The 18962-nt window shown below is 39.1% G+C and carries 15 protein-coding genes; 7 read left to right on the top strand and 8 right to left on the bottom strand.

Features of this window, described 5'->3' with window-relative positions; all coding sequences use genetic code 11:
• Window positions 1-50: 50 nt before the first annotated feature.
• On the bottom strand, window positions 51-608 hold the full coding sequence (locus MED121_RS14565; protein WP_009834487.1) for a hypothetical protein: 558 nt from the start codon (window positions 606-608) through the stop codon (window positions 51-53).
• A gap of 669 nt (window positions 609-1277) precedes the next feature.
• On the opposite strand from MED121_RS14565, the gene MED121_RS14560 reads away from it, so the two are divergent.
• Window positions 1278-2114: a helix-turn-helix domain-containing protein gene (locus MED121_RS14560; RefSeq protein ID WP_165474624.1), complete on the top strand. Its 837-nt coding sequence runs from the start codon at window positions 1278-1280 to the stop codon at window positions 2112-2114.
• A gap of 156 nt (window positions 2115-2270) precedes the next feature.
• Here MED121_RS14560 and MED121_RS14555 read toward each other — a convergent pair whose 3' ends face one another.
• The 3 genes from MED121_RS14555 to MED121_RS14545 form a co-directional block, all read right to left on the bottom strand.
• Entirely contained in the window at window positions 2271-3596 is a 1326-nt protein-coding gene (locus MED121_RS14555; RefSeq protein WP_009834485.1) for a hypothetical protein, read from the bottom strand.
• Between the two features lie 564 nt (window positions 3597-4160).
• Entirely contained in the window at window positions 4161-5702 is a 1542-nt protein-coding gene (locus MED121_RS23785) for a diguanylate cyclase (RefSeq protein ID WP_050764591.1), read from the bottom strand.
• Between the two features lie 407 nt (window positions 5703-6109).
• Window positions 6110-7018, bottom strand: coding sequence for an NmrA family NAD(P)-binding protein (locus tag MED121_RS14545; protein ID WP_009834483.1), 909 nt, complete (start codon window positions 7016-7018; stop codon window positions 6110-6112).
• Window positions 7019-7166: 148 nt separating this feature from the next.
• Between MED121_RS14545 and MED121_RS14540 the strand changes: the two genes are divergently transcribed.
• Window positions 7167-7490 carry a helix-turn-helix domain-containing protein gene (locus MED121_RS14540; protein ID WP_009834482.1) on the top strand — a complete coding sequence of 108 codons (324 nt, stop codon included), beginning with the start codon at window positions 7167-7169 and terminating at the stop codon, window positions 7488-7490.
• 67 nt (window positions 7491-7557) lie between these two features.
• Here the strand turns inward: MED121_RS14540 and MED121_RS14535 are convergent, their stop codons facing one another.
• A complete protein-coding gene (locus MED121_RS14535) occupies window positions 7558-8694 on the bottom strand; it encodes a Fic family protein (RefSeq protein ID WP_009834481.1) in 1137 nt (378 codons plus the stop codon).
• A gap of 218 nt (window positions 8695-8912) precedes the next feature.
• On the opposite strand from MED121_RS14535, the gene MED121_RS14530 reads away from it, so the two are divergent.
• Window positions 8913-9776, top strand: a complete 864-nt coding sequence (locus MED121_RS14530; RefSeq protein ID WP_009834480.1) for a hypothetical protein — start codon at window positions 8913-8915, stop codon at window positions 9774-9776.
• Window positions 9777-9838: 62 nt separating this feature from the next.
• A complete protein-coding gene (locus tag MED121_RS14525) occupies window positions 9839-11380 on the top strand; it encodes a DNA cytosine methyltransferase (protein ID WP_009834479.1) in 1542 nt (513 codons plus the stop codon).
• Between the two features lie 4 nt (window positions 11381-11384).
• On the opposite strand, the gene MED121_RS14520 is transcribed toward MED121_RS14525, so the two are convergent.
• The 3 genes from MED121_RS14520 to MED121_RS14510 are packed head-to-tail and all read right to left on the bottom strand — an operon-like array spanning window position 11385 to window position 15155.
• On the bottom strand, window positions 11385-12365 hold the full coding sequence (locus tag MED121_RS14520; RefSeq protein WP_009834478.1) for an MBL fold metallo-hydrolase: 981 nt from the start codon (window positions 12363-12365) through the stop codon (window positions 11385-11387).
• Window positions 12352-13053, bottom strand: a complete 702-nt coding sequence (locus MED121_RS14515) for a hypothetical protein (protein ID WP_009834477.1) — start codon at window positions 13051-13053, stop codon at window positions 12352-12354. The genes MED121_RS14520 and MED121_RS14515 overlap by 14 nt, the downstream gene beginning before the upstream one ends.
• A complete protein-coding gene (locus MED121_RS14510; protein WP_009834476.1) occupies window positions 13050-15155 on the bottom strand; it encodes a sensor histidine kinase in 2106 nt (701 codons plus the stop codon). The genes MED121_RS14515 and MED121_RS14510 overlap by 4 nt, the downstream gene beginning before the upstream one ends.
• Before the next feature lie 712 nt (window positions 15156-15867).
• Here MED121_RS14510 and gmk point away from each other — a divergent pair.
• The 3 genes from gmk to MED121_RS14495 are packed head-to-tail and all read left to right on the top strand — an operon-like array spanning window position 15868 to window position 18931.
• The gene (gene gmk / locus MED121_RS14505; protein ID WP_009834475.1) at window positions 15868-16491 is read left to right on the top strand and encodes a guanylate kinase; all 624 of its coding nucleotides are present in this window, start codon (window positions 15868-15870) and stop codon (window positions 16489-16491) included.
• A gap of 53 nt (window positions 16492-16544) precedes the next feature.
• Window positions 16545-16772 carry a DNA-directed RNA polymerase subunit omega gene (gene rpoZ / locus MED121_RS14500; protein WP_009834474.1) on the top strand — a complete coding sequence of 76 codons (228 nt, stop codon included), beginning with the start codon at window positions 16545-16547 and terminating at the stop codon, window positions 16770-16772.
• A 47-nt stretch (window positions 16773-16819) separates the two neighbouring features.
• Window positions 16820-18931 (top strand): bifunctional (p)ppGpp synthetase/guanosine-3',5'-bis(diphosphate) 3'-pyrophosphohydrolase, encoded by a 2112-nt coding sequence (locus MED121_RS14495; protein ID WP_009834473.1) that lies wholly within the window; start codon window positions 16820-16822, stop codon window positions 18929-18931.
• Window positions 18932-18962 lie beyond the last annotated feature (31 nt).

Below are 18962 nucleotides of genomic sequence, written 5' to 3'. Positions count from 1 at the left end.
CCAAACTTAATTTACAGGCTATTAATTAACCGGGCTATTAATTGACTAGGCTATTGATTGACCAGGCTATTAATTTCCCAGATCTGATAGGCATTATTCGTGCTTTCACACATTTGAAGAGACACAGGGCGCATAACATGCACAGGGCTTCCACCTCTTCCCTCTTTCTTTTCAGTTTTACTCACTGTCACACACAGTTGTGGGTTCACTATCGAGACTAATTGACCGCTGGTGTTAAGCTCGAATTTTTGTGTGTCCTGATCGGAGCATTGTGACAAGGTCATGGCCTCTCCAACGTTTATCGAAGATGCTGACATACACACATTAAAATAAGGAATATACAACTGCCCACTATTAATTAACGCCTTATCAAACCCTTGGTCTTCAAGAATGGAGCCTGTGTAGTTATAACAAGTATGTGCTTGCAGGCCCTTTTCGACGGGGGCGTTTTTCCCTTGGCCACCAGCAATATCCAGACAATATCCACGCTCATCATCTAAAGGGTTCACCAACATTACCTCGACTGTATTTTCAGCGACTTCTGCCTGAGCAGAAACCATACCCGTTAAAATAACCAGTAGGGTTATGATTATTCTATTCTTTAACATAATGTCTTTTCCTATTACTTCGATCAGTATCATGGATTAACTAAAACTTTATAGAGCCCTCTTCAGGCACTATTTTTCTGAACACTTAATCGCTATCGTTTGATGGATGTTTAACTCTCGGATGGTTTTCACCAACCATCCAAACTAAAGCATGCTTAACGCTCATATTTATAAACAGCTTAGGTTTCTCAATAAAGTTAGACGTATAATCTAAGGAAATAAAAAGTCTAAATCGTCCAATTGGCGCAGTTTGGACGCTTTTTTCTTACATTTTAGCTTTAATTTTGAAAGGGAGTTGATTGCTTGGTTTTTGTCGAAGGAATTGATTGGGAAATTAGTGTAATTGGTTTATCGCTAACGGCCTTTACTTTAATCACTATATTTTCAAAGTCATACAAACATCCTACAGACTGGCTATTATGTGTCTGGCTAGTTTTGCTCAATATGCCTCTGATCCATACCGCCTTATCTCATTTGAATTTTGAGTTAGACACTTTTTATCTTTTTAGCAGTCCAATGCTTAACCTTCTTCATGGGCCCTTTTTATACCTCTATACCCGTATGCTGATAAAAGGTGAAAAGCCATCATTTCATAAATTTGAGGTCCTTCACTACATTCCCTTCACACTCTTCTATTCACTATTTTTAGTGATGGATCACCCCCATAGAATGATGCCTCAACCGGATAGAATAAATTCGGATGTTGGCCCAACATCTCAAACTAGCCTCACTGATTTTTTTGAACCCCTGTTGCATTATTTTGGGCTTATTAGCGTACTTATTTTTATTGCTTACTCTATCGCAACCATTTATACACTGAAAAAACATCAAACAAATATCTTAGGTATTTTGTCTCAGTATGATAATCAAATTAGCCTAAAGTGGATCTACTTACTGCCATTAAGCTTTGTCTCACTTACCTTGTTGAATGTGTTTTACGAGAGCTATTTTGCATCCAGCAACTACCTTGATCCCGTGACTATTCATTTAGCGTCTTTTTTCATTTTTATCTTGTTACTCTGCTTTTTTGGCGTAAAGCAAAAGCCTATTTTTCGATTCAAAAAACAATTTTCAGAAAAAGAGCTAACAGATAATTGTGGCTTAACATTAGAGGCTTCCAACGCTTTAAATGACGAAACGACAACGCATTTAAATGATGAATTTATCTCTCAAACCATTAAAACGATGCAAACTTACATGCAAAATGAGAAACCCTTTTGTGACCCTGACTTCTCTGTCTATAGCTTGGCTAAGGCGTTAAATATTCCAAGACGCTCACTGTCATTGGTATTAAATACAGGGTTGTCGAAAAATTTTTACCAATACGTCAATGACTTTCGAATAGAAGAGGTAAAACAGAAGCTTGCAAATCAAGACGAAAAATCCACCATTCTTGATATTGCCTATGAAGCAGGGTTCAAATCAAAATCAAGTTTTAATAGCCTTTTTAAACAGCATTGTGAGGTTACTCCTTCCCAGTACAGAAAAGGTGTTAAAAAGCGGTAACTTGCCACAGAAGCGGAAACCTTTCAGTCTGTTTTACAATCCGTTAGAGCTGAATTAACATGGAAAGGCATTTCCCCTGGACACTACAGAGACACTTATCATTAAGCCTTATACGACATTGTTAAGGCTTAAGTTCAAACCAAATAACGCATGGATTCATAGCTGCTTAATGGCAGCTAAGATCCCCGCTTTTTGTTGTTCATTAATCACTGCAGCCCAGCCTGTTTTAGCCATACCATGGCTGGCTTTTACCACCGCAGATGAGGTGCTACCACGAATCGCCAATCCCTGGCTTTTATCACCGACCATATAGAGGCCTAACACAAATTTATGTTCGGCAGCGCTTTCTTGCTGATCTTGAAGAATCGCAAGGCTGTCAGTCTCCATAAAGGTTTGGACTAAAATATTCTCTATCCCAATCGCTAAAAGTTTTGCTTCTAACTTTGCTGCTGAAAAGGCTTTACCAATCAAAATTCCTTGACTCCTGCTGCCTTCATTTGCCTTAAAAATATACTTATCTTTATTGGCTAAGAAGTGAGGCAATTTATCTTGGGTTAATAAACAGCTATAAGGTAAATAGGTTTGTATTGCTTCTTTTTGCGCCTTGGTTAAGCGAGCTTGATAGGCTTCATCCCAAAGCAGGGCAAGCCAGCGTTTGTTCGTTCTAAGCTCATCTTCAAAGCCATGGAGAACACAAGCTTGGCTTTGCATCAGTGCCTGTACAAACGTATCGTGGGGCTCAATTTCATCAAGACTAAAGCCTCGATAGACCAAGGTTTTTTTGGCTTCTTCAGGGGTTAACCATTCCTTTGGAAAGCTCTCTTCTGTGTGGGTCACAACAGGCAGGTTTAAGCCTGCTCGAATAAAGCTTAACTGCATCAACTCAAAGCTAGGACGACCCTTATCAGCATTGCTTTGCCAATCTAAAATCACTAAGCGTTCAAAGTCATTATTCTTACATAGGGTTTTAATTTTCTGTGCCAGAGGAACATAGGCACTCACTTTGCCATGGGCATAAAATGGCTCTAAGGCAAGACTTTCCATCACTAAGTCATAAGCGTGACCACAGGTCATCCCGCCCACACAGGTGTGCAAATTGATATCAACCACTGAGTAACCCGTTTTATGGGGAACAATATCTAAACGGGCCACGGTTTGATCGCCTGAGAGCAGTCTTTCCCAGTTAATAAAAGGACGCACCGCATTAGGAATAAAGAAGTAGTCAAGAATCTCTTGCTTGCTTCTTTGCTGATAGATTTGATTCATGATGTTAGTTTGCGCATCAAGAATATGCTTGAGGCTAATAGATAGCTGCTCAAAATCCGCTTTAGAAAAAATGAAAGGGGTGGTGAAAAAGTGATAAAGATCCGCTTCGATTCCTTGCTTAAAGGTTTCTAGCTTTTCTGCGATTTGGGCTTGTTTTACCTGATCACTTTTGTCGATTAAGAGGGCTTGTAATTCACGATTAAAATCACAAAACATTTGGCATCCATTCCTTATTGTTAGTGTTCAAGCCGAGGCTTGTTATTCCGCTATTACCTATAAAATAAAGGTGTAAAAAGCCTTAGCTCATCACACAAGAACCACTACCACTTACACCTTTCCTTAGCGTGTAAGACCCTTATCTTTATAAGGTTTTTTACTCTTAGCAAGCATAAGGTATTTTACCCATGCTATCTAGCCCAGAGCGTCAGTGAGTACTTATTTATCATTAATTTTTTGTAATATTGCTCGATTCAGTGAAAAATCCTTTTTTGATCTAAATATGCTGACTCTCTAATAAATATCAGCACCTAAGATCTATTTAACTGAAACGAGATATTAGGGCACTTCTCGCGTCTCTTCTGACAAGCGTGACTCAAACTGATTCACGCAGAATGATATAAGTGGTACTCATAAAGTAAGGATATTTGAGCGATAAAAACAAGTGTCAGCAATTACTGAGCATTACGCCCAAAATACAAGTAACGCTCAGTTTTATGCTGATAGAAGGATGAGTTTTTTTAAATCTAGCAAACACAGCATTTGACACCGCCCACTGATAGATTAAGCAGGCTCTTGTTCGATGAGTTCTTGTTCAAAAGGCTCTTGCTTGATAACCAAAGCATTACGCTCTAACTTAGCTTGATACAGGGCTTTATCCGCCATGCTATATAAACGCCCTTCTTCTATATGGCTTTTTGGCGCTAACACAAAGGTGCCGATTGAAAGGGTTAAAAATTCACTCACTAGATTTTGCTCGTGCTGAATATTAAGCGATTCTACCTGCTCTTTTAGCCAAAGCAGCTTCTGCTTGGTCGTTTCAATCGACGCTCCAATAAATAGCACAGCAAACTCTTCCCCTCCAATACGAAATGCGAAGCAGGTCTCATCGACGACAGAGAGAATCACACTCGACACTTTTCTTAAGGCCTCATCCCCTGCGGGGTGCCCATATAAATCATTAAATTTCTTAAAATAATCAATATCTAAAATGGCCAAACTTAAACAAGCTTGGTCCCTTTGGGCATGCTGATATTCTCGGCTTAAAATGGCATTAAAACCACGACGATTATAAAGTGACGTTAGCTCGTCAATAATCGCTAACTTTTGATTAGTCGTACTCACTAAGGTATTGGTGAAACTACTCACAGTATAATTTTTATCATAATTAGGCACTATGCTTGATTGCGCCCAACAAGACTTACCTTGGCGATTAATGTATTGAATTTCACCTCGCCATTCAGCCCCTGTTTTTAACACGGACAAGATAGAAGCGCTCAAAGCCTGTGAGCGTTTTGAATTATCAAAAAAATGACTATCTTGCCCTATTAATTCAGCTTTATTTTTATCTAAGAATCGACATAAAGCATTGCTGACATTAAGAATAATGCCGTTTTTGTCTAAACTCGCTAACATGATATTTTGATCGATCAAATGGTCTTTAGCTTGATCCGCTTGCTCTAATTTGGCCACCTTTCGAATAATGCTCATGGCTAGCAAAATGATGAAAAAGGTCGATAAGAAGGACAAGACATAGTTCATCCACAGCGCGTTTTTTTGCTCCTTTAAAAAGTCTTGCTGAAAGCCTTCTGCCTTATGATTCGCAAAGTCACTCAAGATTTGCACCTTAGCCATTAATTGATCCAAATAAACGTCCTGCTTACCTTTCATTAGCGCAAGTGCCTGGGCCTGTTTACCTTGCTGGCTTAAGCGAATGATCTCATTGCGTATCGGTTGCCACTGAATCACTAAACGATAGCTTTCGTTAATGGTTTGCTTCTCGCCCAAATAGAGATCTGACACTAGATCAAAACTCTGTAAGACCTTAGTTTCATGACTTTTTAGTTTAACCAAAGCCGTGTCTTGTTCGGCCTGTGTTTGCGCAAAAACGTCATCCTTTAGATAGGTTTGCATAGAGACCAGATTGAATTTAATTTCTTGCCCCATGTTGGACACTTTATAAGGGTGGGCATACAACTGATTCATCGTATTCGCCATCCGAGTCAACAGAATTTTTGAAACTATGCCTAACATAGCGATCATGATCACAATTAACGTGAAAGCAATTAATAGGGCGCGCTGTCGATTTTTAATTCTCAACTCCATTCTGCTTAGTTCTGCCTCATGCATTATTAAGAAACAACGCGGCCAATATGGGGGGATTTCGAGGACTAGTTCAAAACGCTGATTCTACATGGTTAGTATTTGAGCAGTGTGGACTTTTTATATGATGAATTGTTAAGAATTAAGCACTTAAACGATTTAAGTGTTACATCATGTATATTTATGATCCGACTCGGTAATTTTTTGACAAAAAGCACACACGCCACAAAGGTAAGATAAATCAGGCTTATCTTAAGCCTGATTACCTCAAGACAGACACTGGATCAAACCATTCCAAAAGCTTAGTCTGGCTTGAGGTTCACCCGCCTAATGCAGCAAATAAAAAAGGCGAATAAATTGCTTATTCGCCTTCAACAAGCGACGTTTTGTAAATAACGCCGTTCCATTAATTATGATTGATTAAGACTCTCTGAATTAGCCTGCCAATTTGCCAGATGCTCTTTAATCGATAGGAGTTGAACATCAAAAATTTCTTCTATTTTTAGCAGGTTAACCTGCATCTCATCAGTGCGCATTTTTGCAAGAGAGGAGTACAAATCGGTTAACGCAAATGCAGCACCAGGGCTCCCTATTGCATCACCCACCCTTTGTCCGAAATCCGCTGGAGACAAAGGGGAAAAGGTAACGGACTTACCTACCCAAGGCTCTAATTCTCTGGCCAACATCTCTCCTGTTAGCGCCCCTTTACTCCCTATTTCATAGGCATTACCCGCCAAATCTGGACGAGTTAAGGCCGCCACCGCAACCAAGGCTTGATCATAATGAGAGGTCCATTGAATTTGTGTGTTCGCATCCAGTGGTGGGTAATCCAAAATCCCTTGTGAATGTAATTTCGGAACTATCATCTCAGACTGCAAATTTTCCAAATAAATACTTGGCTGTAAAACAATCGATGCTATTCCCGAATTCATGATCGCCTGCATGCCACCTGTGCTTGCTTCTATCATCATAGATTCAGGGTAACGATTTCCTGAAGGGCCACTGGTGGTGTAAACCAATAGCGGCAAGGCCGCACGCTTTGCTCCAATCATAAAGTTCGTTAGCCAAGTTTGTGCATCATCAGGACCCACTGGCATAGGCAGATGCAAAAAGGCAGCATCAACACCTTCTAAGGCTTGAGTAATCGCCTCCACATCATCCAGTGTTGCACTAAATGCCTCTGCTTCTGGGTGCCTGTCAGCAATTTTGTTCAGATCACGGGCCACGGCTCTCACTGTCAAACCCTTAGCCAATGCCGCACTAACAACCGGCGAACCTTGCGCCCCTGTGGAACCAAAAATGGCAACTGTTTTTTTCATGTTAATCTCACCTTTTATTAGTTAAAACACAGGCTCAAGTACAGAGATTAGCCTGCTAAAGTGTTAAAGTAACAGGCGAAAAACAGCCATTCTAGACGCAAAAATGTGCGTAACTTACACCCATGTAAGTGCTTAATAAGGTAAAAAGATGACGAAAGCCGACCCAGTGAATAACGAAGAAACCTGCCCCGTAGCACTAACAGTCGGCCTATTAAGTGGCAAGTGGAAGCTAACCATACTGTATCAATTACTATCAGGCCCTAAACGCTACTCTGAACTACAGCGCTTACTGCCAGACGCCTCAGACAGAATGCTGACCCGTTCCCTACAAGAGCTCAAAGACGATCAACTCATCAGTCGCACCGCCTTTGCCGAAGTCCCAGTCAGGGTCGAGTACGAACTGACCGAAGACGGCCAAGCACTCGTCCCCATCTTTGATGCTATGCAAACATGGGGATCAAAAAGAGTGTAGGGAAAGGAAATAATAAAGAGTGAGGCGATTAGAAAGGCTATTCGCCTCACTAAATGAGGCGATTAAATTATAGGTTTAACTTGTAGCGCGTACTACGCCCGCCCGCGCCTGTTTTCACCAAGCAACCTAACTCAATTAAATGAGCCAAATGTCGAGTCGCCGTTGCGCGGCTTACCTTAGCAACCTTCTGATATTGGCCGCTATTTATTCCCAGTTCAAAGTCACCATCTAAGAGTCTATTAAGCACCTTACTTTGCTCCTTACTTAGCTGAGTTTGATCAAAGCTTTGCCAGTATCGAGTTTTAGACAGTGTCTGCTCTATATCTGCTAGGGTGTTAAGCAAGCTTTGATTCAAAGTTTTTAAAAACCAAACTAGCCAATCCGTGATATCAAGCTGTCCCTTCTGAACGCTTTCAAGCACATCATAATAAGACTGCCGATTTTCCAGAATGCTCACTGACATAGCATAAAGACGAATAGATTGGCTTTCCCCTTGTGCCAATGCAAGATCCGTTAACAGGCGTGTTAAACGTCCATTACCATCATCCATAGGATGCAAAGTAACAAACCAAAGGTGAGTAATGCCCGCCCGTAATACAGGGTCTAGAGACTCATCTAATAGGGACTGATTAAACCAATCTATAAAGAATGTAAGATCGGCCTCTAACCTTTCTCTTCCTGGCGCTTCAAAATGTAAAGTAGGCCTATCTATCCGACCCCTTTTTTGATAAGAAATGACCTGCATGGGCGATTCACCGCGCAATTGACCAACAAGGATGTCATTACTCAAATAGCTTTGGCCAGCATCACCAGAAAACAACAATCTATGCCAATGTAAGATACGGTTTAAACTTAGTGGCGCTTTAAGGGATTCAGTGGAAGAAGGCAGAGCATCTAACATCAAGTCAGCCAAACTATCCGATTGTTCAGATCGAGCATAAGGCTCACTCTCAGAAACACCTAATTTATTAGCGAGAGAAGATCGTACAGAAAAGGCATTTAACTTCTCCCCTTCTATCGCACTGGAATGAATGATATTGGCAAGCAAGGTATCTAAAGTGGTATTCAGGGCTTCATCTTTTGATTGATGGCTCATACGACCCAACAACAAGCCCTGATTAAAATGCACCTCACGCAACAAAGGCGCGAGCACATCAGATTGCCAAATGAAGTTAGGCCAATCCGCTTCTTGCCAAATCCACATACAACACCTCAAATGAGTCGAATAACAAACCTATTCTACTCACCATATGAGGCGATTAGCAAGATTGTTTGCCTCAATAAATGAGGCGAATAGAGAGATTAATTGCCTCATTTAGTACAGAAAAATGACATAAACCATATCAAATCAAACCTTTATGCGACTCAAAAAGAGTGGTTCAATAAGCTAGAATTAAATATCACAAGGAAGACTTTTTGCCCATGATAGCTTGGTTGCTCATTTCAATATTTGCTTTTCTACCTGTTTTACTAGGATTCTATTGTCATCATAAAAAATCGATTTCAAAATTCTTTTTCAATCAAGTAATAATTGAAAGAAAGCCAAGGAGAATTATATTTTTAAGATCTGAAAAAAATAAATTTAATATTATATTCTTTATATCAATAGCACTTCTTTTATTTTACAGTATCAACTTATTTTTTAATTTTTATTTTGAGTATAAAAAACAATATTATATATTGTTTTTTATTATATCATTAGCTTTGATTATTTATGCTTTTAGCTCAGAGCTTGCCTATATTTTAAGTAATAAAATTTATACTTTTTCTTTTAGTATTATTACTATTTTTTCAACACCAATTTTATACTTATATTTTAATAGTCAGTTTGCTTTTGAAATAGCAATTAGAACTAAAGAAAGCCCAACTCTATTTCCATACGCTATTAACATTGCTACATTTCTAATGGTTACATCAGTAATAGTTTCAATAACAACCATTATTGTAATTTTAGTTATATTTTATAATTTTTTGAAGCATATTTTTACAGATTCATATAAAACTTTAATTAAAGGCTTCTGTATGTTCTCATTTATATTTAATTATATTTTTTTCTCAGAAATATTTTTAAAATATTTAGAACTTAATGGATTAGAAAAAATACTAAAAGATACATCATTCATAGCAGTAGAAGAGCGCTGCGGATTTAATAATGAGAAAAATACTTGGCTTTCATACTTAGGCGGCGGAAACATCTCTGTTTTAACATTAGATGAGAGTGGTAACTATCACTTTAAGTCACGCCCTTGTGAACCGAAAGGGAGTTCAAGTGAATCAAAAAAGTAGGTTACCCTAACTTGCAAGCCTGGTATGATTGCAGGCTTTAAAGTTATGTGATTGTTGTACAAATGAAAGCTAGTGAAGTATTGGTGATAGATTTGTTCGCAGGCCCTGGTGGCTTAGGTGAAGGAATCTCTTCTTATGTTGGTGATAATGGATTAAAACCTTTTCAAATTGGCGTCTCAGTTGAGAAGGAACCTTCTGCCCATAGAACACTAACTACCCGCGCTTTCTTTCGCAAAATTGCCGATAACCCTGACTCATGTAATGATTACTATGATTATGTGAAAGGACATATAACTCGCGATCAGCTTTTCGAATTACACCCTAAAGAATCACAAGCGGCTATTGAAGAAACCTTAAATGGCCCGAAAGCTTTAGGGGTAGATAATGAGCTTATTCACGAGCGTATCAGAACATTAACTTCCAGCCACAAAGGCCCTACGGTTGTTATCGGCGGGCCGCCTTGCCAAGCCTATTCTCTTGCTGGCCGCTCACGTAATGCGGGCAACAAAGAATATAAAGCAGAAGAAGATCACAGACACTTCTTGTACAAGGAATACCTTCAAGTTCTTTCTATTGCGAAACCCGACATTTTTGTCATGGAAAATGTACGCGGAATCTTGTCTGCCAAACTGGATGGGAAGCTCATGTTCCCAGAGATATTAGAAGACTTACAACAGCCTGGTAAGGTGACAAAAACAGAAGGTGTATTGGGCTATCGAATATATTCATTAGTTACCGAAGCAGAAGACTCACATAACCCTACCTATAAAAAGCCAGCTGACTTTCTTATAAAGTCCGAAGATTACGGTATTCCTCAAGCGAGGCACAGAGTCATATTACTTGGTGTTCGAGAAGACTTAAAACAAGTACCAGGCACATTAAAAGCACCAGAAAAAGCAGCAGTCACAGTTAAAGAAACCCTTGATGATTTACCGCCTTTAAGAAGTGGTTTCTCAAAACAGAAAGATAATGGTCAAGACTGGACACATGCGGTTAGCTCTCACGCAAAACAACTAAAGAAAATCTTCTCACGATCTTTTAAAGATAAGGTTAACCAATTAGACCTCGAACCTATTACAAAGCTTGAACGCAAATCAATAGAGCACAAAGACGTTCAGAACTCAGCTTTACAAGAGCCATTAAGAAGCTGGTTATTAGATGAAAAGCTAAATTATGTGCTTAACCACGAAACCCGCGGGCACATGAAAGATGACTTACTAAGATATGCATTTTGTGCCGCCTACTCACAACTCAATAATGGCATATCCCCTAAATCGAGAGATTTCCCTTCAGAGTTAGCGCCTAAACACGCTAACTGGAAAACAGGAAAGCATGCGGATAGGTTCAGAGTGCAATCAGCCGATAAACCAGCAACCACTGTCACCAGTCATATATCAAAGGATGGTCACTACTTCGTCCATTACGACCCCAAGCAGTGCCGCAGCCTCACAGTCCGTGAAGCAGCAAGACTACAGACCTTTCCCGACAACTACTTCTTTGAAGGAAATAGGACTCAACAATACGTACAGGTAGGAAATGCTGTGCCACCGTTCTTGGCACAGCAGATAGCAAAGGTTTTATTCGAGCAATTTGAAGTCTATTAGCGAACTAAATACACTTTCTTTCATTGAAGTCTCTAATGTAAACACCATGATCCATAAGGGGAGTTTTGACATCAGTCAACCTACCATTTAATTCTATAGAAACACTCCCCGCACAACTGTGATTTTGTGGACTCCCCTTGCTGGGATACGTTGCTATTAGGTGATTATTTGATAGACGATTTTCCTGTGGACAACAGCCTTTAGACATCTGTGTACAGGCAAAATAGATATTACAATTAGCCTTCTTAGCACCTTCAATAATTTCTTTTCTAGGGTTGTCGTGTTTAAACCTAGAGTTAGAGAAAATAATAAGTTCAGGATCTACTAATTCACATAGTTCATGTGAAAAGTCATATGGATCACCATGCCCAGGCATACCACCGTGATGAGGAAATATTAAAATTTTTGCGTCGAGGCATTGACTTTCACTCTTCAAAAACTCTAAAGACCTCGCATCCATATCACCAGGTATTAAAGCGATACTTTCATTCTGATGTAATAATCTAAGAACTACTGACATAGAGTTTGCATTTAAAACTTCACCATTTAGACCTATCGATCCGGGGCCTGTCAAACAGTCAACTGGAGATGGAGACAAAATTTCTAACTCATAATGATTATAAATAATATTATCATCATCTCTTGATATAGAAGGCTTGAGCTTGGTTTTATACGTTTTCCTAGCTTCTGATATTGCACTTAACAGGTCATACCACTTTTCTGTATTCTTAATAGGGTCAGAATTTATATGTATACGCACAATAGAAATAGTCTCACTCATTAATAATGAAATTGCTCCGCCAATATGATCAGCATCAGAGTGTGAAAGAATAAGATCATCTACTATGTATACTTTATTTTCGATCAGTATATCTAAGAGATCTTTGCCTTGTGCAGCATCAATAATAGAAACTTCATCATCTGATTTAATAATCGTGCAATTACCATGACCTATATCTAGGGCAGTAAAATTAACAGAACTCATTAATATCTACTCCCTCTAAAGATGGAAGCACATGAGTATCTGTAATAAATATTTCTTTTGAGTCATTTGCCCCTATATTTACAAATGCAGATATTCGAGTGATATCTTTTTTCTGCAGTAATAGTGTATCCCTTACTTGTGCAGGTATCATGTCAATGGGAAACCTAATTTTAGTGTCAGATTTCCAGTTAGTTACAACACCTTCTACTACTCCAGAAACAATTGAATCTTGTAGATTATAAATACGAATAAGAGCTCTATGAGATTTACGGTCCGGCCTAGGGCCTAACTCGATTTCATTCTTAGAAAGAGTAAGAAGATCACTGATTAAATCATCATTATGATCATCTCCCCGGCCTATTACTGAAGGTAATCTGTCACGAAACTTTCGAATTGTTGTATCTGCATCTTCATCTAAAAATTGTGTAATTAAAATAGTAGGCATTTTTTGATCATATAAATCAGCTAATAAATCAGCACCATAAAAGCTTGCAAGCTTTAGTGGAGATAAACGATGATCTGAAATAACCCCATAAACATCATTTTTATATATCTCATCCATAAGCCGTGCTTTATCATTACCGAAAGCACCAGTAATTAAAACAGGCTCAAAACCTGCATCTTCAACTTTAAACTTCATGGTGAGACGTGATTCTTTATCATCATCAATAATTGCAATTTTTCTCATAATGCTACGAACTCAAAATAAAAGGTGGCACCACCAAGACTACCTTTGGCATCGAGGCGACAACTCCCTCCTAAGTCAGATACTGAGTCTCTAACAATAGTTAGGCCAAACCCTGTACCATCCTCAACTGTTGTTACTCCAGGCAACCAAATATCTTCGGTACTTATTTCCGTTATGCCTGGTCCATTATCACTTATTCTGATAAGTAAATTTTGTGAGCTTTGTTTAACTAAAATTTCAATTTTTCGGGTGTCTACATCAAACCCATCACTTCTAAAAGCCTTCATTGAGTTTGTAAGACAGTTAGTAATAATCGCTTCTAAAATACATAACGAGCCATTTAATTTTGGTTTAGTAGAGTTATCATAAATAAATTCAACCTCAATTAACTCACGATTTAACAGTGGTTTAAAGTGAATAAGTAAATTCTCAATAGCTGAGTTGATATCAATAACACCATCTCGACGTTTATTTCTTTTGAGTAAATTTAATTGTAATTCTGCAAAGTGACTCAAACGGTCTAAATAACTTAAAATATTATTTGTACGCTCTTTATATCTACTGTAAATAGATGGCTCGCAGTTAATTTTAACTAGTTTTTCAGCACTATTTAGCGAGTGTGGTATCTCTGAAATAGGCTTAGATACTTCATGTGAAAAAACAGCAGTAGTTGTTCCTGCTGTAGCTAAAGATCGATATAATTTAAGGTCTTCTTTAAGATGCTTTGTTTGTTTTTCAGCAGCGAGGCTGGCAGCTTTAACAGCAGCTTTTAATTTTTTCTGAGAAGTAACACTTTCTACGCTTTGAATAACTTTTTTAAGAGCAAGATTCTTATCTTTAACTTCTTTCTCATCTTTATCTTTTTGAGCATTTCGTTTTTGTGTTGCTAACTGATTCCTTTTATTAGCATACCAATTTAAAGAGTCTATAATAAATCTCTTTAGCTCATGAAAAGTATCATCCTCGATAAAACCTACACGGTCAGTTTTTTGCTGAAGAACTTTATCCTTATCTAATATATTGACTCGCCCTATAGATGTGTTGGTTGAAGGCCGAATGGAAGGATTGTTTACACGAGCTAAGTTCATATCTAACCAATCAGACCCCTCATCACCGTATGGGTGTACTCTAAATTCATTATGATATATATGAACCCCTCCAACTGATTTTAACCAATTAGAAACTTGGGTTTTATTAATATTTCGAGTAGCAAATGTCGAGTTATCTAATTGAAAAATAGAGATTTCAAAATCTGAACTAGGTGCGTTATAAATTGGAGAATTTTGTGAGCTTTTTTTAGAAAACCACTCGTCACTATTAGTTCTCCATATTACATCTCGCTTCCAATCTAAAACTTGAGCTGTTGCCATACCATTTGAATCCAGTTTTGCTTTTAAAACAAATTCAGCTTCGTTTAAATAGCCTGTTCTAACTAGTTTTTCTAATTCAGGATAATCATTACAAACAAAATTAAGCTTAAAGTCATTCACTTCATCAAAGGGGTTTGATAAAAGCATCAAGCTTCGTGCTAAACGTTCAGCTTCAGGTTTGGTAATTTTTTTATTTAGATTTAATATTTCAACCTTTGTGCCTGCATGACTATCTGGGGTCAAAACAGACGAAGTGATCTCTATAGCTACTTCATCTACTGTGGATGTTTTGTTAAATAATGACCATTCTAGTTGAGTTTGATACTCCTTATCAGAATGCACTAAACTTTCTGGTAATCTTGGCCTAGATGTTAATATAGTATTTTTGCCCATTCTTAACGCAGCCAGCCTACCTAAACCTTTATCCCCAACCTGTATACGGCCTTTATTTGTTACACCACTTTCTCTTTTTGAAGAATGGCCTAAAACAAGCCAAGATTTTGAAATAACATCCTCGTCCATTCCACATCCATCGTCTTCTATGACAATTGAACCTCCAGGGTGATTAATATTATTTAATGTTACAGTACAGTTTTGCGCATCAGCATCGTAAGCATTTCTTACAAGCTCAATAATACCTTGATCAAAGTTAGGAAGAAGCTCTTCACCAAGACGTGAGAGAATTGAAGGAGCGAATTTAAGAGTATGATGTGGTAATTTGTCTTCATCCATTTTGTAATACTTCTCCAAAACTGTAGGTACAACACATTAGTTATTATTACCACATAAACTACGAGAATTCCGTCTCAGATTAGTAATAAAGCAAGTATTTTAATTAATCAGAAAAAATCTTAACATTAAATATCAATAGCTTGCATGATTTTTAGCTTCCTAATAGCTTATTTAATTTCTTTAAAAAACGAGCTGAGCGAAGCGGAGACGAGGCGAAATTTCACGAAATAGCGGAGTTTATCGAGATAAATGAGCATATTGAGAAAAGGTTTAACAAAGTCTCAGCAAGTTCAGCCACTTTCCTAGAAAAGGTTCTGTTCTACAAGTTATGTAATCAACTGCTCATAGATACCCACTTGATTCATCTAAATTCCTTTTTACGCAGACTAAGTCGCTAATATCATACAGAAAATAGCAACTAATTAACTATTTCATACTCTCTGTTTTTATTAATACCTATACTCATGAAAAATGGTCTGAGCGCTACTTAGACGCGGCAAAGGTTTTCGAAATAGCGGAGTTTATCGTGATAAATGAGCATATTGAGAAAAGCTTTAACAAAGTATCAGTAAGCTCAGCCGTTTTCCCACACCAAACAATGATCAAAAACCAAGAAATATGGTACAATCCCTGTCCGATTTCTGATCGGGCTTGGCGCTTCGCGCCGCTATACTCTTATTTTTCCACTATTAGATCTTTATCAGAGACCCGAATGAATCAATCTCGCGGAAATCTTTTCATTCTTTCAGCCCCTTCTGGTGCTGGAAAATCAACCTTATATAAAGCGTTACTGGCTCAAGACGAGCAGGTACGTATTTCTGTTTCTCACACTACTCGTGCTGCGCGAACAGGTGAACAAGATGGCAGAGAATATTTCTTTATTGATGCTGATGACTTCTTAGATATGATTGCTGAAGATGCCTTTGTTGAGCACGCCCAAGTATTTGATAATTATTATGGTACTTCGAAAAAAGCGATCGCTGACATGCTTGATCAGGGTCTGGATGTAATTTTGGAAATCGATTGGCAAGGGGCGCGTCAAGTGCGCGAGCTGTACCCTGATGCTTTGAGTATTTTTATTCTGCCACCGTCAACGAAGGCGTTAGATGAACGTTTGCGTGGTCGTGGTACGGATACAAATGAGGTAATTGAGCGTCGTATGTCCAAAGCGGTGAGCGAAATGTCTCATTACGATGAGTATGATTTTGTCATCATAAACGATGATTTAGATGACGCCTTAGCGCAAATGCAGTCCGTTTTTACGGCAATGCGCTCAAGAAGACCGCTTATTGCACAAAAACATGCGGATCTTATCAATGATCTCTTGTCTTTGTGAGAAGCGGTTAAGTAGAATTAGAACATTCATGAATTAAATAGGTAGAGATTAAGATGGCTCGAGTTACTGTAGAAGATTGTTTAGAAAATGTTGATAACCGCTTTCAGTTGGTTATGGTTGCTGCAAAGCGTGCTCGCCAACTAGCTACTGGTGGTAAAGACGCTAAAGTTGCTATCGAAGACGACAAATTTACTGTTGTTGCTTTACGTGAAATTGCTGAAGACGTTATCAACGCCGGCAATGTTGATCTTCAAGACCAACAACCCATTCACGAGTTTTAATTTATGGTATCGCTCGTTTCAACTTTAGCTCACTGTTGAGGTGAGCGATGTATACCATAGAAGATTTAGCCTCCACCCTGATTCAGTACTTGTCCTATGAGCAAGTCGCTGACATTAAACGCGCTTATTATTACGCAGAACAAGCTCACGATGGTCAACGTCGTAAAAGTGGTGAACCTTATGTGATTCATCCTTTGGCTGTGGCGCAAATTTTAGCTGAGTTCCGCATGGATTGTGATGGCCTAGTGGCTGCACTATTGCATGATGTTATCGAAGATACCGGCATTAGCCGTGAAGCCTTAACGGAACAGTTTGGTGAAGGGGTTGCAGCGCTGGTAGACGGGGTCAGTAAATTGACCCATCTCGAGTTTAATAATCAGCTTGAGAAGCAGGCCCATAACTTCCAAAAAATGGCCATGGCCATGGCGGATGATATTCGTGTCATCTTGGTGAAGTTAGCCGACCGATTACACAATATGCGCACGCTGGATTCTATGCCAGCCCACAAAAAGCGTCGTATTGCCCGCGAGACCTTAGACATTTATGCACCAATAGCTAACCGCTTAGGTATGTATAATGTGCGCATCAATTTAGAGTCCCTTGCCTTCCAAGCTTATTATCCTATGCGTGCTCGCATGCTGAATCGGGCGATCAATAAGAAGTATGGTCAACGTATTAAGGATACTGAGAAGTTAGGGGATTATTTAAAGTCTGAATTGGCGGCTGATTATATTGAATCTGATATCAGTATTCGCGAAAAACACATCTATAGCATTTATCAGAAGATGCAGAAAAAACGCCGTTCTTTAGGCGAGATTATGGATGTGGTTGGTGTTCGTATTATCACCGACAAACATGATTCTTGTTACCGTATTCTCGGTGTTATCCACTCCTTGTTTAAGCCAGTAGAAGGTCGTTTTAAAGACTATATCGCTGTGCCAAAATCCAATGGTTATCAGTCTTTACATACCACTGTGGTGGGCACTAATGGCTTACCTATGGAAGTACAGATTCGTACTCAAGAGATGAATATGGTGGCGGATAATGGCATTGCAGCCCATTGGGCGTATAAGACCACCAGCGCAGGTGCGAGCAATAGCCATGATAGAGCAACAAAATGGGTGAAAAGCCTATTAGAAATTCAGCAAAAAGCCGGTAATGCGATTGAGTTTGTTGATAATGTTAAAAATGATCTTTTCCCCGATGAGGTCTATGTCTTTACCCCGAACGGCGAAATCATTGAGTTACCAACCGGCGCGACACCGGTCGACTTTGCTTACGGCGTTCATACAGAAATCGGCAATACCTGTATTTCCTGTCGTATTAACCGACGCTTGTCACCGCTCAGTACGCAATTAGAAAGTGGCCAGACGGTTGAAATTATTACCGCGAAAAAAGCCCAGCCTAACGTGGCTTGGCTCAGTTTTGCGATTACGGGTAAAGCACGAGCAAATATTCGTCATTATCTTAAAGACAAGCAGCGTGAAAATGCTATTTCCATCGGTACCCGCCTGCTTAATCGCTCTCTAAATACCTTCAAAACAAATATCGAACACCTCACCACAGACCAAATAGATCAAGTACTGGCTCATTATCAGCTTGAGTCCATGGATGACTTATTGGAATCTGTTGGTAAAGGCCGCCATGTGGGCTATTTGGTATCGCGTCAGCTATTCCCGCATTTTAATGAAGAAGAGCTGATCTCACCTAAGTCCTTTAAGGTGAATGGATCAGAAGGCATGCTACTGTCATACGCTAAGTGCTGCTCTCCTATTCCGGGTGATCCCATTGTTGGCTTTGTGCAAGTTGAGAAAGGCATCATTATCCACCATCAAAACTGCCCAAATATTCAAGACCACCTCACCCAGCCTGAGCGATACATTCATATGGCATGGGGTAAGGAAATTGAAGAAGACCTTAATATCAGTTTGATTGTCAGCTATGTAAACGAACGTGGTGCTGTGGCTAAAATCGCCAGCTCCATCAGTGATACGGATTATCAGGTGTCTAACCTAGATATCATTGAAAGAGGCAGAATCAGTCGCTTACGCTTAAACATTACCATTTCAAGTCGGGTAGGATTAGCTGATGTGATGCGTCGTATTAAGGCGGTTCGCTGTGTTGAGAAAGTCACACGCGAGACCATAGTTTCACGCTAGCGGGTTAGCTCTCGCTCAGCATATATCTGCA

The organism is Marinomonas sp. MED121 (assembly GCF_000153025.1).
GTDB lineage: Bacteria > Pseudomonadota > Gammaproteobacteria > Pseudomonadales > Marinomonadaceae > Marinomonas.
This window is presented reverse-complemented; position numbering and strand designations above follow the sequence as displayed.